We start from the raw sequence: 21,526 nt of genomic DNA on the forward strand, positions 1-21,526 counted from the left end.
ACCCGGACCCGGACCTGGTGACGGTGGGCGCGCTGATCGCGAAGCGCTACTGATCCCCTGGCGCAGAGTTCCGCTTCGCCGTCGTTGCCGGGAATCGGGTTGGGCCGGATCGGTCGCTCAGGAAAAGGGTTGCGGCCCGGCCGTGTGCTGAGCCGCAGGTCGGCCTCACGGCTGCTCGTCGTCGGCGTTCTCTGCGGGGTCAGGCACGCCCATCTGCGGTGTTGTCGTCTGATTCCTTCTCTGCGGCGGTGTACCGGACGGGCCGGTCCTCGGTCTTGATCAGGAGGCCGCCGGCGGCGAGGTCGCGGAGGATCCGGCGGGTGTTCTTCTCCTGGGGCTCGTGTCCCGCGTCGCGCAGGGCGCGCAGGCCCCGGGTGGTGTCCCAGCAGCCGCCGTAGGCGCGTACCGCCTTCTCGAGGTCGGCGCGCTGGCTGGACGTGCCGGCAATCGGTTCGGTCATCGTGCCGGTCCTCACGCCTGCTCGGCTGCGGCGGGCGCGTGCGCGCGCCTCGTGTGGTGGGTGATGCTCGCCGGGGCGCCGACGTAGGCGCACGACGGGCACTTCCGCCACACGCCCTCGGCGACTGCGCGGGCGCTCACCGAGTGGCCGGGCCCGTACCCGTGCGCGTGCAGCAACTGGGCGATGGAGGAGCCGTATTCCGCTGCCAGCAAGGCCGCCTCGGCCACCTTGTCGTGGCCCTGGGCGAAGAAGGAACCCGCGCCGACCTTCCTGGCGCAGCCGCACCAGCAGGTGCCGGTCGGGGTGAGGTGGGGAAGCGGCTTCCCGGGCTGTGTCGTCATGGCGTCACGGTAGTTCAGGGGGCGCGACGGGGCGGAGGGAATGCGGTGGATTCCGCAGGTGGGGCCGTAGCGCTTCGCCGGCCGCGTCAGCCTGTGACTCGTAGTCACACGATGGGGTGAGGGCGGGGCGGGGCGGGCACGGGTGGGGGCCGTGGGCCGTTCGATCCAGCGGCGAGGGATTCTCTTTCACCCCTGTTCATCGCTATTCGTCCCCCTTGTGAACCACGGGAGTACACATGGATCTCTGCTTTCACCGCAACCCCGGCGGCACGACCACCGGGCGCAACGACGCCAGCGGGTTCACTGTGACCCACGCCGGCGAGGAGGAGGTCGAGCGGCAGTTGTACGAGGACGCGGGGTGGGAGTACACGCCACCGCCGCCTCCGATGCCGACCGGGTTCCATCGGTTCTCCCTGGTGCACGAGGAGTTCGACGCGGCCGGGTTCGGGGACGAGCGGTACGCGGGGCTGCGGGAGCGGCCGCCGGACGGATGTCTGCCGGTCGGCTGAGGGCGCCTTGCGCTGGAGTGCGAGTGGCCGGGGAGGACGCTGCTGGACGCGGTCGCCGGCACCGTCGCCCAAGTCCGGCGCGAGCACGGGCCGGTGATGAACAGTCTTGAGGTCGAGAAGCCTCAGGAGTGGCTGGGCGACGACAGGGACGGGTACGCGGCGCACATCGTCGCACACCTGTTGCTCATGGGCGTATACCGTGCCCGCCTGCTCGGGTACGGGCGCAAGGACCTGGTCCGGCTCCTCGACGCGACCGGTATCGAGTAGTGGGGGAGTTCCGGCGGGCGGGAGGAGACTGCCTCGTTGCGGCCGGGGAGCCGGCCCGCCCGCTGCGAGCCGGCCGCCCATGCCGCCGGACACCCCCTGTCGGGGCTGGGCCGTCCATCCTGCTGAGGAGCGCCTCGAAGTCCCGGGGAGACGGAGGGCGTCTCCGCGTGGCCGGGCACGTCGCGCAGGGGGCGGAACGGCCGGCGGCCATGGTGGGGCCTGGCTACGGGCTATGGGCTATGGGGCCACCCGGGCGACCCCTCCTGTCTCGAGGGCCGCCCAGAGGGCACCGTCGGGACCCAGGGCGATGCCGTGTGGTTCGGACGACGGTGACGGCAGGTCGTACTCGGTGATCTCACCGCTCGCGGTGATGTGGCCGATGCGGTTGTTCCCCCACTCGGTGAACCAGCAGTCCCCGGTGGAGACCGCGGCAATGGCGTGGGGCTTGGCCGTACGGTTGGGGAGCGGGAACTCCCTGATATCGCCGTCCACAGAGATCCTGCCGATCTGGCCCGCTGCGATCTCGACGAACCACAGGGCCGTTCCGTCACTGGTGATGCCCACGGGCGCGGCGCCCGGGGTGGGCAGTGGGTGGATGGCGGTGTCGCCGTCGGTGGTGACGCGGCCGATCGCGTTCGCCTGGTTGAGGGTGAACCACAGGGCTCCGTCAGGGCCTGTGGTGATCGCCGAGGGGAAGCCGCCCGCGGTGGGAAGGGCGAACTCGGTGATCTCTCCCTTACCGGTGATGCGGCCGATGCGGTCGGTGTTCATCTGCGTGAACCACACCGCATCGTCCGGGCCCGCGGTGATGCCGAAGGGTCCGCCGTCGGGCGTCGGCAGGGGGAAGGAGTCCGTTTCGCCGGCAGTGGTGATGCGGCCGATCCGGTGGTCCCGAGCACGAGTGAACCACAGGGCCCCGTCCGGTCCGGGAGCAATGACCGCGGGGAGGCAGGCAGGTGGGTCCAGGGGGTGCTCCTCGAGCTCGCCGTCGAGGGTGAGACGTGCGATGCGACCGCTGTGCGCGAAGGTGAGCCACAGGGCGTCGTCGGGGCCGGCCGCGATGCCGTAAGGCCCGGCCTCCTTGTCCGCCACGAGGATCTCCCTGATGACTGGTGCGTCGGAAGGGGGCACAGCAACTCCTTGCGGGGCCGGGCATCGATCAGCGTTCCTGACCGATGGTCTCGGATCGGTTTCGTACGAGGTCGGCAATGACCGCGGCGAGCTCGGCGGGCCGGGTCATGGGGACGTTGTGGTTCGAACCGATGCCGGTCAGCCGGCGGCCGGGGGCGGCGTCGACGACTGCGTGTACCTCGTCGCGTCGCGAGGCGTGGAAGCCGTTGTCGGCCAGCACGATCGTCATCGGGCAGGTGACGCTGTCGTACACGTCGATGCTCGGGAAGACCGCTGCACCGGGCTCGACGGCACTGACGGTCACGATCTCCTCGACGGCCGGCTGTCGTGTCCATCCGTGGCCGCGGCGGAGGAAGGAGCGCCGGGTGACCTCCTCGACGAGCGCGGGCCGCGCCCCGGCATTGAGCCAGTCCCCTCCGGCCTCCCGCACGCACTGCTCGACGTGGGTCCGCATCTGCTCTTCGGTGGCGTCCCAGCCGTAGCGGAACATCGTCCGGAGGCGGTCCGCCGTCTCCGTGGTCCGCAGGGCGGCGTGCCCGGCGAGTGACGTGTCCCGGTCGTCGAGTACCACGCCGTCCACGACGCACAGGGCGGCCGGTTCCACCACACCCGCCGCAGCGGCCGCGGTCACCGCGTATCCGCCGGTGGAATGGCCCACCAGCACGGGGTGGTTCCAGGACAGCGCTGTGACGATGCCTCCGATGTCCCGCCAGTACTGCTCCGGGCCCGTGGAAACGAGCCGGGTCCGCCCGTGGCCGCGCAGGTCGATGGCAACCGGATGGCAGTCCCGCACCAGGTGGGCTGCCACATCTGCCCAGGCCGCGGCGTTGTGCCCGCTGCCATGGACGAGCAGCACCCCCTCACCGCGACCACCGAAGTCGAGGCCTGACACCACCCCGTCGGAAACCGGGAGTTCGATCTCTGTGCCGATCACCGTCGCACCCTGCCCGGGGGAGGACAGCGGGCGCAACTGCTTTTCGCAGGCCACCGGGTGGGTGACGGGGCAGGTCCTGGAGACCGTCCGTCGCCTGCCACCCGTCCGTTTCGGACCGGGGGCGGTGCCGAGGGGCGCGCCTCAGAAGGGCAGGGTCGCCGGGCCGGGCACGTACTCCGGGTCCACCTGGGCGGCCAGGTCCTCGCCGGTGCGGGCGTCGGCCCAGGAACGGGCGTTGCGCAGGTGGAACTCCACGGCGTGGCGGTGGAGGCGGCCCCAGTCGCGGGGGTGGGAGTCCACGGCCTCGCGCATGACCGTCAGGGCGTGGCGGTTGTGGGGCTCGAGTGAGATCAGGGGGTCCGAGGCGTCCGGGGAGCCGGAGGCCGCCGGGTCGGTGGGCTGCGCACGGCCCTGTTCCGCCGCCCGCACCCAGTCCGAGTGCACCAGGTGGGTCAGAAGGTCGTCGCCCACCTGTTCCTTGAGGAAGAGGAGGTCCTCCTCGCAGGTCACCTTGTTGCCGACGACCGCGATACGGATGCCGAACTCGCGGGCGTGGTCGCGGTACTGGCGGTAGACGGAGACGCCCTTGCGGGTGGGTTCGGCGACCAGGAAGGTGAGGTCGAAGCGGGCGAACAGGCCGGAGGCGAAGGCGTCGGCGCCGGCGGTCATGTCGACCACCACGTACTCGCCGGGGCCGTCGGTCAGGTGGCCCAGGTACAGCTCCACCGCGCCCAGCTTGGAGTGGTAGCAGGCCACACCCAGGTCGCTGTCGTCGAACTCGCCCGTGACCATCAGCGGGACACCGCCGGCCCGGGAGACGTGCCGCGCGTGCAGTTCGTCGTCGCCGAGCAGGCTCAGGAGGCGCGAACCGCGGCCGGGCGGGGTCGTCTTGATCATCGATTCGGTGGAGGTGACGCGGGGGTTGGTGCCGCGCAGGTACTCCTTGATGTCGTGCAGGCGCGGGCCCAGGGGAGGGGGCGTCACCGGGGAGCTCCCGGCGGGGGCGAGCGCCTCGGCCAGGTGCTGGTTGATGTCGCCGTCGATGGCGAGCACCGGGGCGCCGGCGGCGGCCAGGTGCCGGGAGAAGAGGGCCGACAGCGTCGTCTTGCCGCTGCCGCCCTTGCCGACGAACGCGATCCTCATCGACGCCCCACCCTTTTGAAAACGAATGTCATGTCGGTAGGTTCTAGGGGTGCGGTCGCGGCGGTGTCAAATTCCGCGTCGCGTGTCACGGCCGTCCGCCGTGGGGTTCACCCGGATGATCGATTCAGGAGGCTTAATGCGTAAGATGCGCAGGTGCGTGACTACATCATCAGGACCGCGGGCCCGGCGGACCTCGACCGTGCGCGAGCCGTGATGCTCGACACCGTCTACCGCGACTTCGGCACCGGTTACGTGCCCCGGTGGCACGGCGACATCGTCGATCCGGCCGCCGCCTATCTCTCCTCGCCCCGCCACACCCTCCTCGTCGCGATCGACCCCGAGGGCGACAGCGGCGACGGCGGCGGCGCCGGTGACGTCGTCGCCACCGCGGCGCTCGACTCCCGAGGGCCCGCGCACACGCCGAACCCGCGCGAACTCGCCGAGCGGTACCCCTCCGGCGAGACCGCGCAGGTGCGGCGCGTGTACGTCCGGCCGGACCACCGCAGGCGCGGGCTCGCCCGGCGCATGGTCCACGAACTGCTCGACTTCGCCGCGGCCGACGGCGGTTACCAGTCCGTGTACCTGCACACCGACCCGTCCGTCCCCGGCGCCGAGCCCTTCTGGCGGTCCCTCGCCAAGGTCGTGCACGACGAACGTGAGGACGCGGACCGCGGCAGCGGCGTCGTCCACTTCGAGATCCCGATGGGACGGTGACCGGTGCGCCGGCTTCCTCCGCGGCTGCTCGCCGCCCTCGCCGTCACCCCTCTCCTGGCCGGCTGCTTCGCCTCCGGGGGCGAGGACTCCGCCGGCGGTGACGACGCCGGCGGCGGCTCCCGGCTGCGCGTCGCGCTCGCCTTCCCGCCCGCCGAGCAGCTCTCCCCCTACGGCGCCGACGCCACCCTCCTCAGCCGGCTCGGTGTCTCCGAGGGGCTGACCGCGATGGACGCCAACGGCGCCGCCGCGCCCGCGCTCGCCCAGTCCTGGCGCCGGGACGGCGACAAGAGCTGGGTGTTCACGCTGCGCGAGGCCCGGTTCCAGGACGGTACGGACGTCACCCCGGCCGCCGTCGCCGCCGCCCTCACCCACGCCGCCGAGGCCGAGCCGGTCCCCGGCGCCCTCACCGGCGTCACCCTGACCGCCGACCCCGACGGCGACCGGGACGTCCGCGTCAGCACCGCCGAGCCCGACCCCGTCCTGCCGCTGCGGCTCTCCAGCCCCAGCCTCGCCGTGTTCGCCGAGAAGGCCTACGAAGAGAAGGAGGGGGAGACGAAGGGCGCCTCACGCGTCGACCCCGTCGGCACCGCCGCCGGACCCTTCGAGCTCACCAAGGTCGACGGGGCCGCCTCCGCCACCCTCGACCGCTTCGACGACTACTGGGCCGGGCGCGCCCAGGCCTCCGGCATCGACGCCCGGTTCATCGCCGACGGCACCGCCCGCGCCAACGCCCTGCGCACCGGTGAACTGGACATCGCCGAAGCCGTACCGGTGGCCCAGGCCGCCACCCTCGACGCGGCCGTGCGCCGGGACACCGCCACCACCCGCACCACCAGCCTGCTGCTCAACGCCTCCTCCGGCCCCTTCGAGGACCCGAGGCTGCGCGCCGCCGCCCGCGAGGCCCTCGACACCTCCACGCTCGCCGAAGGCGTGTACGAGGGATACGCCGACCCCGGCGCCGGTGTCTACGGGCCCGCCGTGACCTGGGCCGACGGCAAGCGCGGCAAGCCCACCGGACGGACCCGGGCGGCCGGTGGCGGCGACGGCGCCGCGATCACCCTCGCCACCTACGACAACCGGCCCGAACTCCCCGAAACCGCGCAGGTGCTGAAGCAGCAGCTGGAGAAGGCCGGGTTCGAGGTCGAGTTGGAGGTGCGGGAGTACTCACGGCTCGAAACCGACGCGCTGGACGGGAAGTTCGACGCGTTCGTCCTCGCCCGCAACACGATGCTGGACACCGGCGACCCCGTCGCCGTGCTCGCCGCCGACTACACCTGCGACGGCGCGAACAACATCGCCCAGCTCTGCGACGAGGACGTCGACCGGGCCGTCGCCGAGGCCGAGCGGACCGCCGACCCCGACAAGCGGCAGGACGCCGCCATGACCGCCGAGGCCGCCGTCCTCGGCAGCGACGCGGTGCTGCCGCTGGTCCACCAGCGCATCATCACCGGCGTCGGCACCTCGGTGCGCGGCGTGCTGTCCGACCCGTACGAGCGCACCCTCGTCGGTACGGGAACGCGGCGCTGACGATGCGACAGCGGGCGTCCGCACTCCTGTGGCGGGCCTTACTCGCGGCCGCCCTGGTGTGCGGTATCGGCCTGCTGCCCTGGCTCTCGCGCACCGACCCGGCGCGCACCGTCCTCAAGGCCCGGTCCGCCGAACGCGACCCCACCCCCGAGGTCCTGGCCGGCATCCGCGCCCAGCTCGGACTCGACGCCGGGCCCGCACACCTGCTGGGGCAGTGGCTGAGCGGTCTGTGGCGCGGGGACGCGGGACGGTCGTGGATCTCCGGCAGCGAGGTCATGCCCGACGTGCTCCGGGCACTCGGCGCCTCCCTGCTGCTGATGACGGTGGCGCTCCTGGCCGCCGCCCTCACCGCCGCGCTGGTGTGCGCCCGTACGCTCCGCCTCGGCGCGCGGCGACGGCTCGGCGGCCGGCGCGCCGCGGGCACCGGGTCCGCGGCGCTCGCCGCCCTGCCCGAATTCCTCCTCGCGTCCGTCCTCGCCACCGTGGTCGCCGTCCAGTGGGGATGGCTGCCCGCCCTCGGCTGGTACGGACCCCGGTGGACGGTGCTCCCCGCCCTCGCCCTCGGCCTGCCCGCCGGGGCCGTCCTCGGCAGGCTCCTCGACGATCTGCTGCCCGGCGCCTTCGCCGAACCCTGGGCCCTGAGCGCCACCGCCCGGGGCATCCCCGGCCGGCGCGTCGCCCGCCAGGCGGTACGCCGCTGCCTGCCCGCGCTGCTGCCCAACCTCGGACTGTTCGCCGTCGGGCTGACCGGCGGGGCCGTCGCCGTCGAGCAGGTCTTCGACATCCCGGGAATCGGCCGCACCACCCTCCAGGCCGCCCTCGCCCAGGACCTGCCCGTCCTCCAGGCGGGCACCCTCGCCCTCGTCCTGCTCGCTGCCCTCGTCACCGCCGCCTGCCGGTTCGCCGCCCGGCTGCTCACCGGGCCCGCCCTGCGCGACGGCGCCCTGTCGACACTGCACCGGCCGCCGCCACCGGCCCGCCGCGTCCAGCCCCTCGCCCACGGCGCCGTCCTGGCCGTCGTCGTCGTGCTCGGGCTGGCCCGCGACCCGCTCGCACTCGACACCGGGCAGCGGCTGCGACCTCCCTCCCTCACCCACCCGTTCGGCACCGACGCCCTCGGCCGGGACATGCTCGCCCGCGTCGGGCACGGAGCCTTCGACACCCTGCTGCTCGCCCTCGGGATCAGCGCGGCGACCCTGTGCATCGGCGTCCTGCTCGGGCTCGTACCCCGGTTGTCCGGGGCCCTCGTCGACACGGCCAACGCCGTACCGCCGGTGCTCGCCGCGCTGCTCGTCACCGCCGCCGTGGGCAGCGGCGCCACCACGCCCGCGCTCGCCGTGACCGCCGTCGGCTGGACCGCGCTCGCCGCGCACACCTCCGCGCTGCTGCTCCAGGAACGCGCCACCCAGCACGTCGCAGCCACCAAGGGCCTGGGCGCCGGCCGTCGGCATGTGCTGCGCCACCACCTGCTTCCCGCCGTCCTCCCGCCCGTCGCCCGCCACGCCCTGCTGCGGCTGCCCGGCATCGCCCTCGCCCTCGCCTCCCTCGGTTTCCTCGGGCTCGGCGCCCAGCCGCCGTCCCCGGAATGGGGCCTGCTCCTCGCCGAGAACCAGCCCTACGCCGAACGCGCCCCCTGGGCCGTCCTCGCCCCGGCCGCCGCCCTCGCCCTGCTCGGCGCCCTCTCGGTCACGGCGGCGGGCGGGCTGGGACGGCAGGGGCGGGGGAGGGGACGAGGCCGGGGGAGGCACGGGCCGTCCGGGCCGGAAGGGCTGAAAGGGCCGGCCCCGGCAGGGAAGCCCGGCAGCACGCAGGACAGGGACCGGCTGGTGGAGGCACGATGACGTTCCCGGCCCTGCTCGGCTCCCGCGGAGCCGGGGCGGAGGACGGCCGCCGCACCCGCCTCTCCCCGTTGCTGCGGCTGCTGATCCTCACCCAGCTCGCCTTCAACCTCGGCTTCTACGCCGTCCTGCCCTTCCTCGCCGCCCACCTGGGGCAGGACATGGGCATGGCGGGATGGCTGGTCGGGCTGGTGCTGGGGCTCAGGACGTTCAGCCAGCAGGGGCTGTTCGTGGTCGGCGGGGTGCTGGCCGACCGGTACGGCATCCGGCCCGTGGTCCTCGCGGGCTGCGCCCTTCGGATCGCCGGGTTCGTGTGGCTCGGGTACGCCGGGCGGACCTGGGCGGTGATCGGCGCGGTGCTGCTGATCGGCTTCGCCGCCGCCCTGTTCTCACCGGCCGTCGAGTCCGAGGTGGCCCGGCAGGCCGTCGTGTGGGAGGAGGGGAGCGACCGGCCCCGCACCCGCGTCCTCGCGCTGTTCACCGTGGCCGGACAGGCGGGGGCGTTCGTCGGGCCGCTGCTCGGCGCCCTCCTGCTGGCCGTGGACTTCCGCACCGCGTGTCTCGCGGGCGCCGGGGTCTTCGTCCTCGTCCTCGCCGGGCACGCCCGGATGCTGCCCCAGCGCATACCGGGACGGAAGCGGACGCCGGTCCGGGGCGGACCGCGGCTGGTCCTGCGCAACCGGCCCTTCCTCGCCCTGTGCTGCGCGTACGGAGCCTTCCTGCTCGCGTACAACCAGATGTATCTCGCGCTGCCCGCCGAGGTGGAGCGCGTCACCGGCTCGCAGACGTCGCTGGCCTGGCTGTTCGCGGTGTCCTCGCTGCTGGTGGTGACCACCCAGCTGCCCGTGACCCGCTGGGCGGGCAGGCGGCTGACGCCGCGCCGGTCCATGGCGGCCGGTCTGCTGCTGATCGCCGCCGGGTTCGCGGTGGTGGCGGGCGCCGCTGCGACGACACGCCCCACGCAGTGGCCGGGAGCCGCCGCGCCGGCACCCGTGACCGGGTTCGTCGTCCTGCTCACCCTCGGCCAGATGCTGGTCGCGCCCGTGGCCCGTGCCTGGGTCCCCGATCTCGCCGAGGACGGCCGGCTCGGCCTCTACACCGGGGCGCTGTCCTCCGTCTCCGGCCTCATCGTCCTGGCCGGCAGCTCGGCGACCGGAGTCCTGCTCGACGCGGGACTGCCCCCCGGGGTGCCCTGGCTGGTCCTGGCCGGCGTCACGGCGGCGGCGGTGGTGCTGCTGCCCCGGCGTGGGTGACGGCCGGGGACACCTCGCGACCGCCTGGTCCTCCCGGCCCCGCGGTGTCCGTCGCCGGCGCGATGGGGGACTCACTCCCCGTTGAGGCATGCTGTACGCATGAGTTCCGAAGCCATAGCCCAACTGCACGAGGTACGTGAGCTGTTGGCGTCCTTCCAGGGGCCGTCCAGTATCCGCCGGGCCACCGAACTGGAAGGGGCTGCCGAGAAGATCGCCTCCTGCGCCGTGGACCTGGCCGACGTCAAGGTCCCCCGAGACCTCCAGCTCCGGCTCGCCCTTGCCGTCAAGGCCCTCCAGGGCGCGCGGAAAGCGGCGCGTGCCCACCGCCGCAACCCGCTGACCCGCCCGCTCTCCCACGCCCGCTTCGCGCTGAACACGGGCAAGGCGGGCGGCTGGATCCACGGTGCTCTGGAGATCCTGGACCCCGAGAACACGCCCCCGTCCCCCTACGACACGGACGAGGCGAGCATCGGGCAACCGAACGCCGGGTGACGGCCGTCGTGCGACCAACCACAGGGCCCGCGCCGGCCACCGCGGCCGGCGTCCGGGCGCCGGCCGCGGCCGACCGGACGTCACCGCGCGTCACCGCGCGACGAGTTCCCGCACCGGCCGCTCGACGTGGGCGGGCCGCACCCGCGAGGTCCGCCACAGCCACAGCACGTCCCGGCCGAACGACCACACCAGCAGCCCCAGCGCCAGCGCCGTCACCCCGACGTTGACCGGGTGCGGCAGCAGGTTCGCGCCCGCCACCAGCAGGAGGACGCCCTGGAGCGCGGCCACCGTCTTGCGGGCCGTGCTCGGCGGCAGCGCGGCGTTCAGCCACGGCCACACCCGGGCCGCGGCGACGAAGACGTACCGCATACCGCCGATCAGCAGCACCCAGGGGCCCATGGCCATGGAAACGTACACGCTGAGCACCAGGATGAGGAACGCGTCCACCTCCATGTCGAAGCGGGCGCCCAGCGGCGTCGACGTGCCGGTCCTGCGCGCCACCTTGCCGTCCACCCCGTCGAGGATGAGGGCCACGGCGGTCAGGCCGACGAAGAGACTGACGGGCGGTGAGTCCTGGAAGGAGTCGGCGACCAGCGCGGTCACCCCGCCGACCAGGATCGCCCGGCCGAGTGTGACCCGGTTGGCCGCGCCGAACGAGCGCAGCCGGGACCGGTGCAGGGCCCGGGAGAGCACCGCCCACGTGGCGGTCGCGAACGCGAGGCCGGTCAGCCAGCCCGCAGGGCCCATGCCGATCGCCGTACCGAGCAGCACCAGCAGCAGGACCTGTACACCCGCCCCCACGGCGGTCTCCTGCTGTACGAGCCTCGCGTCGTAACTGTTGTTCAGGGCCACCGAACACCCTCCGGCCGTGTGACAGAGTCGATCAACGCCGCTACCTTGTGCGCGGCCTGTGCACCACTCGGTACGCGTGCAACGTGACGATCGTTCAGGAGGAAACCGATGAACCGCGCCGCTCATGCGTTCTGGCTCGCCTCGCCCGGCCGAGGCGAAATCAGGGAAGTCCCCCTGTCCGGACCGGGCGGGGACGAGGTCCTGGTGCGCTCGCTGTACTCCGGAGTGAGCCGCGGCACGGAGACCCTCGTCTTCCGCGGCCGGGTGCCCGAAAGCCAGCACGCCGCGATGCGCGCGCCGTTCCAGGAGGGCGACTTCCCGGGGCCGGTGAAGTACGGCTACCTCAACGTGGGCGTGGTGGAGGAAGGGCCCGAAACGCTCGTCGGGCGGACGGTCTTCTGCCTCTACCCGCACCAGAGCCGCTACGTCGTCCCGGCGGGCGCGGTGACACCCGTGCCCGACACCGTGCCCGCCCGGCGGGCCGTGCTCGCCGGCACCGTGGAGACCGCCGTCAACGCCCTGTGGGACGCCGCGCCGCTGATCGGCGACCGGATCGCCGTCGTCGGCGGCGGCATGGTCGGCAGCTCGGTCGCCGCGCTGCTGGCCCGCTTCCCGGGCGTGCGGGTCCAGCTCGTCGACGCCGACCCCGCGCGCGCCCGGACCGCCGAGGCCCTCGGCGTCGGGTTCGCGCTGCCCGGCGACGCCCTCGGCGGCTGCGACCTGGTCGTGCACGCCAGCGCCACCGAACAGGGGCTCACCCGCTCCCTCGAACTCCTCTCCGCCGAGGGCACGGTGATCGAGCTGAGCTGGTACGGCGACCGGAAGGTGAGCCTTCCGCTGGGCGAGGCCTTCCACTCACGGCGGCTCGTGATCCGCAGCAGCCAGGTCGGCACCGTCTCACCGGCCCGCCCCGGCCGCAGCTACGCCGACCGGCTCGCCCTCGCCCTCGACCTGCTGGCCGATCCGGCCCTGGACGCGCTCATCACCGGCGAGTCCGAGTTCGCGGAACTGCCCGCGCTCATGCCCCGCCTGGCCTCCGGCGACATCCCGGCCCTGTGCCACCTCGTGCGCTACGACGAGGCCGCCGCCTGACCTGATAAAAGACGTGCCCGACGCTGAACGCCCGGAGGCGTCCGGCCGTACTACCCGGCATCCCCGGCGGCGATCAGCCGGGGAGCAGACGCGCCGCACCTGGAGGGTCGTCCGTTGTTCAGCATCACCGTCCGCGATCACATCATGATCGCCCACAGCTTTCACGGCGAGGTCTTCGGACCGGCCCAGCGCCTGCACGGGGCCACGTTCCTCGTGGACGCCACATTCAGGCGCGAACAGTTGGACGAGGACAACATCGTCGTCGACATCGGCCTGGCCACACAGGAACTCGGGGCCGTCGTCGGCGAGCTGAACTACCGCAACCTCGACAACGAACCCGACTTCGCGGGGGTCAACACCTCCACGGAGTACCTGGCCAAGGTCATCGCCGACCGGCTCGCCGAGCGCGTCCACAGGGGCGCGCTCGGCGAGGGCGCCAAGGGCATCGCGCAGCTCACGGTCACCCTGCACGAGTCGCACATCGCCTGGGCGAGTTACGAGCGTGCGCTGTGACCGACACGAGCGTCGACACCGCCCTCGACACCGCTCTCGACACGACGGTCCACGAGACCGGCGGGGCCACGGGCAAGGCCCCCGGCAACGCCTTCGGCCGGGCCCGCCTGGACTACGTACCACAGCAGTCCGCCCAGGCCGCCACCCAGGCCTCCGCTCGATGGAACGGCGGGATCATCCCCATGTCCCTGCGCCGTGCGCACTTCCTGATGCCGGGTGGCGTCGACGACCCGTCGGTGCCCAGCGGCGGCAACGCCTACGACCGGCGCGTGTGCCTGGACCTGCCCGGATTCGGCTGGCAGGTGGAGCGGCACGCCGTGGCCGGTGACTGGCCCCGCCCGGACGCCGCCGCCCGCGGCGCGCTCGCCCGCACCCTGCGCGAACTGCCGGACGGCAGCGTCGTCATGCTGGACGGGCTGGTCGCCTGCGGGGTCCCCGAGATCGTCGTCCCGCAGGCGCAGCGGCTGCGCATGGCCGTCCTCGTCCACCTCCCGCTCGGCGACGAGACCGGGCTCGACCCGGCCCTCGCCGCCGACCTGGACGCCCGCGAACGTACGGTGCTGCGCGCGGTGCCCGCCGTGATCGGCACCAGCGACTGGGCGGTACGCCGCCTGGTCTCCCACCACGGCCTGGCGCCCGACCGCGTCCACGTCGCCGCCCCCGGCGCCGACATCGCGCCCCTCGCCTCCGGCACCGACGGCGTCTCCCGGCTGCTCTGCGTCGCCGCCGTCACCCCGCGCAAGGGACAGCACCGGCTGGTGGAGGCGCTGGCGGCGGTGTCCGACCTGCCGTGGAGCTGCGCCCTGGTCGGCGGGCTCACCCACGACCCCGAGTACGTCACCCGTCTGCGGTACCTGATCCGCGAGCACGGGCTCCAGGACCGGCTGGAACTGACGGGACCGAAGACCGGCGCCGAACTCGACGCCAGCTACGCCACCGCCGACCTGATGGTCCTCACCTCGTACGCCGAGACGTACGGCATGGCGGTCACCGAGGCACTGGCGCGGGGCATCCCGGTGCTGGCCACCGATGTCGGAGGGCTGCCCGAGGCCGTCGGCCGCGCCCCCGACGGCGGGGTGCCCGGCATCCTCGTCCCGCCGGAGAACCCCGCCGCCATCGCCCTCGAACTGCGCGGCTGGTTCGGCGAGGCGGACGTCCGCCGCCGGCTGAAGGCGGCCGCCCGCGGCCGGCGTGCCGCGCTGGGCGGCTGGGCGAGCACCGCACAGAGCCTGGCGACGGTACTGCGCCGGCTTCCTGCCGAACCCCGGAGGGCCGCATGACCGACCAGGCGACGACACAGCAGACCGGCGGCGGAACCGGCGCGAGGACGGCCATGACCACGGACACGGACGGCCCCGGCGCGATCCCGGCCCAGCCCGGCCCCCGGTACGAGGACGCCCGGTCCGTCATCCCCGGCGCCGGACCCGCGCCGCGCCCCGGTGAGCGGGCCACCCTCCGACTGCGGGGGACGGGCAGCGACACCGGCCCCGAGGCCGACGAGCCCGCCCGGTACGCGCCCGAGTGGCTCCAGCTGCGCGAGCCCGCCGACGCCTTCGCACGGGCCCACGACCTGCTCGACCCGCTGCGCGTCAAGCTCGCCAACCTGCCGAAACGGGCCGACGGTTTCATCATCCACGACATCGGCTGCGGCACCGGCTCGATGGGCCGCTGGCTCGCGCCCCGCCTGGACGGCGCCCAGCACTGGGTCCTGCACGACCGGGACCCCTACCTCCTGCACTTCGCCGCCGTCACCTCCCCGCGGTCCGCCGCCGACGGCAGCCGCGTCAGCGTGGAGACCCGGCGCGGCGACGTCGCCCGGCTCACCGCGGACGCCCTGTCCGGCGCCTCCCTGGTGACGGCGTCCGCACTCCTCGACGTCCTCACCCGCGAGGACGTCGACGCCCTCGCCGCCGCCTGCGCCGGAGCCGGCTGCCCGGCACTGCTCACGCTGTCGGTGGCCGGACGCGTCGAACTGACCGCGCCGCACCCGATGGACCAGGAGATCGCCGAGGCGTTCAACGCCCACCAGAAGCGAGGCGGACTGCTCGGCCCGGACGCGGCCACCGCCGCCGCGGAGGCCTTCTCCGAGCACGGGGCGACCGTACGGCTCAACCCGAGCCCCTGGCGGCTCGGCCCCGAGCACGCCGGGCTGACCGCCCAGTGGCTGCGGGGCTGGGTCGGCGCGGCGGTCGAGGAACGCCCCGAACTGGCCGGGCCCGCGGGCCGGTACCTGACCGAACGTCTGGAGGCCTGCGCCGCGGGCGACCTGCGGGTCGTCGTCCACCACACCGACCTGCTCGCCCTGTGTCGGCCGGCGGGCGGCACCGCGTGACCGCCAGGGCGGTGGAGACACCGGTACTGGGCCTGCCCGTTCCGGAGCCGTCCCCGTCGCACCCCGCACGCACCGGTTCCGGTGCCGGCCCCGCCACCGGCCTCCGCGCCCTCCTCGCCCGGCTCAACACCCCCGCCGTACGCACCCGCCTCGGCACCACCGCAGGCGTCGTCATCCTCGCCGTGCTGCTGTGGCGCCTGGGCACCGGCGTCCTCGTCGACGGGCTGCGCCGGATCGACGGGCCGTCCCTGCTGGTGGCGCTCGGGATCGGGCTGGTGACCACGGTGTTCAGCGCCTGGCGCTGGGCGTTGGTGGCCCGCGGCCTGCGCATCCGGCTGCCGCTGGCCCCGGCGGTCGCCGACTACTACCGCGCCCTGTTCCTGAACGCGGCCCTGCCCGGAGGCGTCCTCGGCGACGTCCACCGCGCGGTACGGCACGGGCAGAGCACCGGTGACCTGGGCCGCGGGGTGCGGTCCGTGGTCCTGGAGCGGACCGCAGGACAGCTCGCGCTGTTCGCCGCCGGTACCGTGATGCTGCTGACCATGCCGTCGCCGGTCCGCGACGACCTCCGGCAGGCGGCACCCATGGCGGGCCTCGCCGCACTGGGCGCCTGCGCCGTCGTCCTCGCCCTGCGGATGAACCGGCCGGGGCCCTCCCGCCGGGGCCGGGCGCTGCGGTCGGCGCTCGCCGAGGCACGCGAAGGACTGCTGTCCCGGCGCAACGGGCCGGGCGTCCTGGTCTCCTCCGCCGTCGTCCTGGCCGGATACCTGGCGATGTTCGTCCTCGCCGCCCGCGTCGCCGGGGTCGGCGCGACGGTGACCGAGCTGCTGCCGCTGGCCGTCCTGGCGCTGCTCGCCATGTCGCTGCCGTTGAACGTCGGCGGCTGGGGTCCCCGCGAGGGCGTCGCCGCCTGGGCGTTCGGCGCCGCGGGACTGGGCGCGGGCCGCGGCCTGACCGTCGCCGTGGTCTACGGAGTGCTCAGCCTCGCGGCGAGTCTGCCCGGAGTGATCGTGCTCGTCGCCCGCTGGTACGCAGGCCTGCGCGCCGGACGCCGGACGGCCGCCGCCACCACCGCGCCCGGACCCGCGCCCGGACCCGCGCCCGGACCCGCGCCCGGCTCCGACGCGCAGGGCGCCCCGGACTACGCGCCGCTGCCACCACTGGAGGCCGGGGCGGAGGCGGAGGTGAGCATCGAGAAATACGCGCCGAAGGAATCCACGAGACTCACCAGGAGTTCCCTGCCCTTTTCCGCCGAGCCCAGCGAAGGACGGCCGATGACACCGGAATCGGTATAGGCGGACATTCCCAGCGTGAGCAACCGGCGCCGGTCGTCGGCGACGTGATCGGAGGTCTCATAACCGGGGCGGAGCAATTCGGGATGAGTGTGCAGAAGGATGGATGCCTCGATTTCCCCCGCGTGCATGTCGGTGAGCAGTGAGGTTTCCACGCCGGCGTGCAGCAGCGCGGTCTCCCAGTCCTCCGGGGCGGGGAACAGCGCCATGCGCTCACCGCGGGCGGACGATTCCTGAACGACGTTGCCGAGTACGTAGTTCCCGCCGTGTCCGTTGACCACCACCAGGGTCTCCACACCGGACCGGCGCAGCGAGTCGGCGATGTCCCGTACCACCGCGTGAAGGGTCACGGAGGAGATGGAGACGGTCCCCGGCCAGGCCGCGTGCTCGTGCGAGCAGCCGATCGTCACCGGAGGCAGGAGATGCACCGGATACGCGTCGGCGATCTCCCGCGCGACGGCGCACGCCACCAGCGTGTCGGTCGCCAGCGGCAGGAACGGGCCGTGCTGCTCGAAACTCCCTACGGGAAGGACCGCGATCTGCCGTGAGACGTCGGCGCCCCGATTCCGTACATCTTCTGTAGTATCCGCCGGCAACAGACCGTGGACCGGGCCGTATGCCGCCGACCGCTTTGGTGAACCACTCATATCCTCACGGCCTTTCGTCTCTGCTTAGGAACTCGAGAATCATGACAGAAAACATAGGCGTACTCGGCAAGAAGCCCCCGCAGCGGACCGGCGTGGAACGCGTCGTGAATGCGCCGTTGCCCACCGTGTACGGAAAGTTCCAGGCGGTCGGCTACCTGGACCACGACCGCGGTGACGAACAAGTCGCCCTGGTCCACGGCGACATCGGCACGGACCGGGTCCTCACCCGGCTGCACTCGGAATGCCTGACCGGGGACGCGTTCGGCTCCCAGCACTGCGAGTGCGGCGACCAGCTCGCCGCCGCGCTGCGCGCCGTGGCAGCCGAAGGAGCGGGCGTGGTCGTCTACTTGAGAGGACACGAGGGCCGAGGCATCGGCCTGCTGGCGAAGCTGCGCGCGATGGCCCTGCAGGCGGAGGGCCTGGACACCGTCGAGGCGAACCTCGCCCTCGGTCTGCCGGTGGACGCCCGCGACTACGGTGTCGCCGCCGGCATCCTCCAGGACCTGGGCGTGGAGTCGGTCCGGCTGATGTCCAACAATCCGCGCAAACGCGATGCGTTGCAGCAGCACGGCGTCCAGGTCACCGAGCAGGTACCGCTGTTGATCCCGCCGTGCGAGAGCAACATCACCTACCTGCGCACCAAGCGGGAACGCCTCGACCACAACCTGCCCCACCTCGACGCGGTGGCGCACTGGTCCTGACGGCGCCCCCGGCCGGACAGCGGAGGGTTCAGCCGGCGACGGTCTCGTGCACGAGCCGCCTGAGGTCCCGGAAGACCGCGTGGGAGGACCTGGGCCGCACCTGCGTGTAGAACTGCACGGTCAGGTCGCGGCCCGGGTCGACCCAGAACGCCGTGGTGGCGACCCCCGTCCAGCCGTACGTGCCGAGGCCGGACGGGGTCTGCGTACGGGACGGGTCGACGACCACGGAGACGCCGAGGCCGAAGCCGACCCCCTCATTGCCGGGATCGTCGTGGGCCGGACGGCTGCCGACGGCGCGCAGATCGGCGCCGCCGGGGAGGTGGTTGCGGGTCATCAGGTCCACGGTCTGCGGAGCGAGCAGCCGGACCCCGCCCAACTCGCCCCGTCGTCGCAGAAGTTCTGTGAACCGGTGCATGTCGTGGGCCGAGGCCACCATGCCCCCGCTGCCGGACAGGAACCGCGGCCGCCCGTGCAGCGGCAGCCCGGCGACGGGCTCGATGCCGCGACTGCCGCCACCACTGCCGCCGTCGCCGCCGGATCCGCCCGTCTCCCCGTACAACTCCGCGAGTCGCGAGGCCTGTTCGTCGGAGACCTGGAACCCGGCGTCCGTCATCCCCAGTGGTCCGAAGATCCGTTCGGCGAAGAACACGTCGAGCGGCTGCCCGGACACCACCTCGATGATCCGCCCCAGCACATTGGAGGCGACCGAGTAGTTCCACTGCGTCCCCGGGTCGAACTGCAGCGGCAGCCGCGCGTACGCGTCGACCGTCCCCGCCAGGTCCGTTCCCGGCGCCACCGACGAGTCGAGCCCCGCCTCGCGGTACAGCGCGTCCACCGGATGGGCGTGGTAGAAGGCGAACGTCAGCCCGGCGGTGTGGGACATCAGATGCCGTACGAGCAGGGGGCCCGCGGCAGGACGCGTCCGTATCCCGTCGCCGGAACCGCTCTCGTACACGCGGGGCTCGGCGAACGCCGGCAGGTGACGGCCGACCGGGTCGTCCAGGGACAGCCGGCCCTCCTCGACGAGGATCAGCGCGGCCACGGCCGTCACCGGTTTGGTCATCGAGTAGATCCGCCACAGTGTGTCGCTCCGAACCGGCAGCCCGGCCGCGACGTCCCGCTTCCCGTACGCCGTGAGATGGGCGATCCGCCCGCCCCGGGCGACGGACACCAGGAATCCGGGCAGCCGCCCCTCGTCGACCTCGTGCGCGAAGTGCCGGTCCATCCGGTCCAGCGCCCTCGCGTCAAGACCGGTCTCCTCCGGGTCGGCCTCTTGCCGCAGCAGTCCCATGGCACTCCTTCGATCAACCTCACGGGCCGATTCCCGGAATACCCCGCCCGGGCCGGGTCAGACCTCGCCGCGCACGGGAACACACCGGCGAACCCGGCCGGGGAACACCCGGGCCGGTGCGTTCCGTTGAGCCGGGTATGACACAGGACACACAGCAGGCCCTGCTGGAGCTGATCGGCGACCAGGACGGCGGGGTGCTCGTCACCCTGAAGCGGGACGGACGGCCCCAGCTGTCGAACGTCAATCACGTCTACCACCCCGACGAGCGGATGATCCGCGTCTCCCTCACGGACGGCCGCGCCAAGACCCGCAACCTGCGGCGCGACCCCCGGGCGTCCTACCACGTGACGACCGCCGACCGGTGGGCGTACACGGTCGCCGAGGGCACCGCAGAGCTGTCGCCCGTCGCCGCCGGTCCGCACGACGAGACGGTGGAGGAACTCGTCCGGCTGTACCGCGACGTCCAGGGCGAGCACCCCGACTGGGACGACTACCGCGCCGCCATGGTCCGCGACGGCCGGCTCGTGCTGAGACTGCGTGTGGAGCACGTGTACGGGATCCCGCGACGCGGCGCGTCACAGGCGTAGCGGGCGGACGGGCGCGGACGGGCGGGCGCAGGGAGGGCGCAGGGAGGGCGCAGGGAGGGCGCAGGCGACGGACGAAAGCCGGCCGGGGCCCTCGAGCCGACGGTGCGGCATCCAGGGTCCCGGCCGGCGGGGGGACGGGGGGAGTGGACGGGGGCGACGGAGTGGGGCGGCCGGTGCGGGTCAGGCCGTCACTTTCTCCGGGCGGGTGACCCCGTCGTCGTTCGCGCGTTCGCCGAGCTGCTCGGTCGGGACGCGGTGCGTCTCCCGGGCGGAGAGCGCCGCGACGACCGGCGGCACGCACAGGGCGGCCGTGAAGAGCGCCACCGCCATCCAGTCGTCGCCGTCCGGGCCGGCGATCCGCGCGGCGAAGGTGACCGCGAAACCGGCCACGGCGAACCCGATCTGGGTGCCGATCGCCATGCCCGAGAGCCGCACCCGGGTCGGGAACATCTCGCCGTAGAAGGAGGGCCACACACCGTTGGCGGCGCTGTAGACGACACCGAAGGCGAGGATGCCCAGAAGCATCGTCAGTGCGAGGTCGCCGGTGGAGACGGCCCACAGGTAGACGAACATCGCCACCGCGCTGCCCGCGGCGCCGACCAGGTAGACCGGGCGGCGGCCGATCCGGTCGGAGAGCATGGCCCACAGCGGGATCGCGGCGAGCGCGACGACGTTCGCCAGCGCGGCCACCCACAGCATCGACGTCCGGGACATGCCGACCGAGTCACTGGTCGCGTACGCCAGCGCCCACACCGTGAAGATCGTGCTGACCGAGGCGACCAGCGCGCCCGCGACCACCCGCAGAACGTCCGCCCAGTGCTCACGCAGCAGCACCACCAGCGGCAGCTTCACGACACCCTCGGTCGCGCTCTGCTGCTCGAAGGCCGGGGTCTCGTCGAGCTTGCGGCGGATCACGTACCCGACCACGGCGACCGCGACGCTCATCCAGAACGGCACCCGCCAGCCCCAGGAGAGCAGTTGCTCCTCGGGCATCGCGGCCACCGGGATGAAGACCAGCGTCGCAAGGAGCTGACCGCCCTGCGTGCCGCTCAGGGTGAAACTGGTGAAGAAGCCGCGCCGGTGGGGTGGTGCGTGTTCCAGGGTCATCGAGTTCGCGCTGGCCTGCTCGCCCGCCGCCGAGATGCCCTGCAGGACGCGGCACAGCACCAGCAGGACCGGCGCGAGGGTGCCGACCTGGTCACGGGTGGGCAGGCAGCCGATGAGGAACGTCGACAGGCCCATCAGCATCAGGGTGAAGACCATGATCTTCTTGCGGCCGACCCGGTCACCGTAGTGGCCGAGGAACAGCGCGCCGATGGGCCGTGCCGCGTACGCGACACCGAACGTGGCCAGGGACAGCAGGGTCGCGGTGGCCGGGTCGGAGTCGTCGAAGAACACCTCCGGGAAGATCAGTGCCGCCGCGCTGCCGTAGATGAAGAAGTCGTAGTACTCCAGGGCGCTGCCGATCCAGGCGGCGGTCGCCGCCTTCCTCGGCTGTCCGGCCGGCTGTCCGGGCGGGGAGGAGTCGCGGGGCGGGTTGGGGACGGACACGGCGGGCTCCTTCGAGGGGACTCCACGACGGTACGTGGAGAGCGAGCGGAGGGGAGGCG

22 protein-coding genes and 1 pseudogene are annotated in these 21,526 nt (G+C 73.3%); 14 read left to right on the forward strand and 9 right to left on the reverse strand.

Annotated features, from left to right (window positions below; genetic code table 11):
• Positions 1-199: 199 nt before the first annotated feature.
• A complete protein-coding gene (locus tag ACWZEH_RS30565) occupies positions 200-460 on the reverse strand; it encodes a hypothetical protein (RefSeq protein ID WP_456194293.1) in 261 nt (86 codons plus the stop codon).
• A gap of 11 nt (positions 461-471) precedes the next feature.
• A complete protein-coding gene (locus ACWZEH_RS30570; protein ID WP_456194294.1) occupies positions 472-801 on the reverse strand; it encodes a hypothetical protein in 330 nt (109 codons plus the stop codon).
• Between the two features lie 236 nt (positions 802-1,037).
• On the opposite strand from ACWZEH_RS30570, the gene ACWZEH_RS30575 reads away from it, so the two are divergent.
• Together ACWZEH_RS30575 and ACWZEH_RS30580 are read left to right on the forward strand one after the other, a co-directional pair.
• On the forward strand, positions 1,038-1,310 hold the full coding sequence (locus ACWZEH_RS30575) for a hypothetical protein (RefSeq protein ID WP_456194295.1): 273 nt from the start codon (positions 1,038-1,040) through the stop codon (positions 1,308-1,310).
• A gap of 96 nt (positions 1,311-1,406) precedes the next feature.
• Positions 1,407-1,577 carry a hypothetical protein gene (locus ACWZEH_RS30580; protein WP_456194296.1) on the forward strand — a complete coding sequence of 57 codons (171 nt, stop codon included), beginning with the start codon at positions 1,407-1,409 and terminating at the stop codon, positions 1,575-1,577.
• Between the two features lie 237 nt (positions 1,578-1,814).
• Here the strand turns inward: ACWZEH_RS30580 and ACWZEH_RS30585 are convergent, their stop codons facing one another.
• The 3 genes from ACWZEH_RS30585 to ACWZEH_RS30595 form a co-directional block, all read right to left on the reverse strand.
• The gene (locus ACWZEH_RS30585) at positions 1,815-2,708 is read right to left on the reverse strand and encodes a Vgb family protein (RefSeq protein WP_456194297.1); all 894 of its coding nucleotides are present in this window, start codon (positions 2,706-2,708) and stop codon (positions 1,815-1,817) included.
• A 28-nt stretch (positions 2,709-2,736) separates the two neighbouring features.
• A complete protein-coding gene (locus ACWZEH_RS30590) occupies positions 2,737-3,642 on the reverse strand; it encodes an alpha/beta fold hydrolase (protein WP_456194298.1) in 906 nt (301 codons plus the stop codon).
• A 141-nt stretch (positions 3,643-3,783) separates the two neighbouring features.
• The gene (locus ACWZEH_RS30595) at positions 3,784-4,785 is read right to left on the reverse strand and encodes an ATP-binding protein (protein WP_456194299.1); all 1,002 of its coding nucleotides are present in this window, start codon (positions 4,783-4,785) and stop codon (positions 3,784-3,786) included.
• 153 nt (positions 4,786-4,938) lie between these two features.
• Between ACWZEH_RS30595 and ACWZEH_RS30600 the strand changes: the two genes are divergently transcribed.
• The 5 genes from ACWZEH_RS30600 (at position 4,939) to ACWZEH_RS30620 (ending at position 10,609) form a co-directional block, all read left to right on the forward strand.
• Positions 4,939-5,499 (forward strand): GNAT family N-acetyltransferase, encoded by a 561-nt coding sequence (locus ACWZEH_RS30600; protein ID WP_456194300.1) that lies wholly within the window; start codon positions 4,939-4,941, stop codon positions 5,497-5,499.
• 3 nt (positions 5,500-5,502) lie between these two features.
• Positions 5,503-7,026, forward strand: a complete 1,524-nt coding sequence (locus ACWZEH_RS30605) for an ABC transporter substrate-binding protein (protein ID WP_456194301.1) — start codon at positions 5,503-5,505, stop codon at positions 7,024-7,026.
• Positions 7,027-7,028: 2 nt separating this feature from the next.
• On the forward strand, positions 7,029-8,867 hold the full coding sequence (locus ACWZEH_RS30610) for an ABC transporter permease subunit (RefSeq protein ID WP_456194302.1): 1,839 nt from the start codon (positions 7,029-7,031) through the stop codon (positions 8,865-8,867).
• Positions 8,864-10,117, forward strand: coding sequence for an MDR family MFS transporter (locus ACWZEH_RS30615; protein ID WP_456194303.1), 1,254 nt, complete (start codon positions 8,864-8,866; stop codon positions 10,115-10,117). The genes ACWZEH_RS30610 and ACWZEH_RS30615 overlap by 4 nt, the downstream gene beginning before the upstream one ends.
• Positions 10,118-10,216: 99 nt before the next feature.
• The gene (locus tag ACWZEH_RS30620) at positions 10,217-10,609 is read left to right on the forward strand and encodes a hypothetical protein (RefSeq protein WP_456194304.1); all 393 of its coding nucleotides are present in this window, start codon (positions 10,217-10,219) and stop codon (positions 10,607-10,609) included.
• 90 nt (positions 10,610-10,699) lie between these two features.
• Here the strand turns inward: ACWZEH_RS30620 and ACWZEH_RS30625 are convergent, their stop codons facing one another.
• Complete coding sequence (locus ACWZEH_RS30625; RefSeq protein WP_456194305.1) at positions 10,700-11,461, reverse strand: CDP-alcohol phosphatidyltransferase family protein; 762 nt, start codon at positions 11,459-11,461, stop codon at positions 10,700-10,702.
• Positions 11,462-11,569: 108 nt separating this feature from the next.
• On the opposite strand from ACWZEH_RS30625, the gene ACWZEH_RS30630 reads away from it, so the two are divergent.
• From ACWZEH_RS30630 to ACWZEH_RS30650, 5 genes and pseudogenes are all read left to right on the forward strand, one after another.
• On the forward strand, positions 11,570-12,553 hold the full coding sequence (locus tag ACWZEH_RS30630) for a zinc-dependent alcohol dehydrogenase (RefSeq protein WP_456194306.1): 984 nt from the start codon (positions 11,570-11,572) through the stop codon (positions 12,551-12,553).
• A gap of 114 nt (positions 12,554-12,667) precedes the next feature.
• Positions 12,668-13,066 (forward strand): 6-pyruvoyl trahydropterin synthase family protein, encoded by a 399-nt coding sequence (locus tag ACWZEH_RS30635; RefSeq protein WP_456194307.1) that lies wholly within the window; start codon positions 12,668-12,670, stop codon positions 13,064-13,066.
• Between the two features lie 107 nt (positions 13,067-13,173).
• Positions 13,174-14,346, forward strand: coding sequence for a glycosyltransferase family 4 protein (locus ACWZEH_RS30640; protein WP_456199921.1), 1,173 nt, complete (start codon positions 13,174-13,176; stop codon positions 14,344-14,346).
• A gap of 53 nt (positions 14,347-14,399) precedes the next feature.
• Entirely contained in the window at positions 14,400-15,398 is a 999-nt protein-coding gene (locus tag ACWZEH_RS30645) for a class I SAM-dependent methyltransferase (RefSeq protein WP_456199923.1), read from the forward strand.
• A 182-nt stretch (positions 15,399-15,580) separates the two neighbouring features.
• Positions 15,581-16,330: pseudogene (locus tag ACWZEH_RS30650) on the forward strand (lysylphosphatidylglycerol synthase transmembrane domain-containing protein); the annotation flags it as partial.
• A gap of 209 nt (positions 16,331-16,539) precedes the next feature.
• Here the strand turns inward: ACWZEH_RS30650 and ACWZEH_RS30655 are convergent.
• Positions 16,540-17,337, reverse strand: a complete 798-nt coding sequence (locus tag ACWZEH_RS30655; RefSeq protein ID WP_456194308.1) for a creatininase family protein — start codon at positions 17,335-17,337, stop codon at positions 16,540-16,542.
• 41 nt (positions 17,338-17,378) lie between these two features.
• Here ACWZEH_RS30655 and ribA point away from each other — a divergent pair, with 41 nt between their 5' ends.
• On the forward strand, positions 17,379-18,038 hold the full coding sequence (gene ribA, locus ACWZEH_RS30660) for a GTP cyclohydrolase II (RefSeq protein ID WP_456194309.1): 660 nt from the start codon (positions 17,379-17,381) through the stop codon (positions 18,036-18,038).
• A 28-nt stretch (positions 18,039-18,066) separates the two neighbouring features.
• On the opposite strand, the gene ACWZEH_RS30665 is transcribed toward ribA, so the two are convergent.
• Complete coding sequence (locus ACWZEH_RS30665; RefSeq protein ID WP_456194310.1) at positions 18,067-19,329, reverse strand: serine hydrolase domain-containing protein; 1,263 nt, start codon at positions 19,327-19,329, stop codon at positions 18,067-18,069.
• A 137-nt stretch (positions 19,330-19,466) separates the two neighbouring features.
• Here ACWZEH_RS30665 and ACWZEH_RS30670 point away from each other — a divergent pair, with 137 nt between their 5' ends.
• A complete protein-coding gene (locus ACWZEH_RS30670; protein WP_456194311.1) occupies positions 19,467-19,916 on the forward strand; it encodes a PPOX class F420-dependent oxidoreductase in 450 nt (149 codons plus the stop codon).
• 180 nt (positions 19,917-20,096) lie between these two features.
• Here the strand turns inward: ACWZEH_RS30670 and ACWZEH_RS30675 are convergent, their stop codons facing one another.
• On the reverse strand, positions 20,097-21,467 hold the full coding sequence (locus tag ACWZEH_RS30675; protein ID WP_456194312.1) for an MFS transporter: 1,371 nt from the start codon (positions 21,465-21,467) through the stop codon (positions 20,097-20,099).
• Between the last annotated feature and the right edge of the window lie 59 nt (positions 21,468-21,526).

This window comes from Streptomyces yamdrokensis, assembly GCF_053890455.1.

Coding starts and splice junctions, on each gene's coding strand:
- ACWZEH_RS30565 (WP_456194293.1), bottom strand. CDS start 460: ATGACCGAACCGATTGCCGGCACGTCCAGCCAGCGCGCCGACCTCGAG.
- ACWZEH_RS30610 (WP_456194302.1), top strand. CDS start 7,029: ATGCGACAGCGGGCGTCCGCACTCCTGTGGCGGGCCTTACTCGCGGCC.
- ACWZEH_RS30645 (WP_456199923.1), top strand. CDS start 14,400: ATGACCACGGACACGGACGGCCCCGGCGCGATCCCGGCCCAGCCCGGC.
- ACWZEH_RS30665 (WP_456194310.1), bottom strand. CDS start 19,329: ATGGGACTGCTGCGGCAAGAGGCCGACCCGGAGGAGACCGGTCTTGAC.
- ACWZEH_RS30670 (WP_456194311.1), top strand. CDS start 19,467: ATGACACAGGACACACAGCAGGCCCTGCTGGAGCTGATCGGCGACCAG.
- ACWZEH_RS30570 (WP_456194294.1), bottom strand. CDS start 801: ATGACGACACAGCCCGGGAAGCCGCTTCCCCACCTCACCCCGACCGGC.
- ACWZEH_RS30615 (WP_456194303.1), top strand. CDS start 8,864: ATGACGTTCCCGGCCCTGCTCGGCTCCCGCGGAGCCGGGGCGGAGGAC.
- ACWZEH_RS30655 (WP_456194308.1), bottom strand. CDS start 17,337: ATGAGTGGTTCACCAAAGCGGTCGGCGGCATACGGCCCGGTCCACGGT.
- ACWZEH_RS30620 (WP_456194304.1), top strand. CDS start 10,217: ATGAGTTCCGAAGCCATAGCCCAACTGCACGAGGTACGTGAGCTGTTG.
- ACWZEH_RS30575 (WP_456194295.1), top strand. CDS start 1,038: ATGGATCTCTGCTTTCACCGCAACCCCGGCGGCACGACCACCGGGCGC.
- ACWZEH_RS30595 (WP_456194299.1), bottom strand. CDS start 4,785: ATGAGGATCGCGTTCGTCGGCAAGGGCGGCAGCGGCAAGACGACGCTG.
- ribA (WP_456194309.1), top strand. CDS start 17,379: ATGACAGAAAACATAGGCGTACTCGGCAAGAAGCCCCCGCAGCGGACC.
- ACWZEH_RS30630 (WP_456194306.1), top strand. CDS start 11,570: ATGAACCGCGCCGCTCATGCGTTCTGGCTCGCCTCGCCCGGCCGAGGC.
- ACWZEH_RS30580 (WP_456194296.1), top strand. CDS start 1,407: ATGAACAGTCTTGAGGTCGAGAAGCCTCAGGAGTGGCTGGGCGACGAC.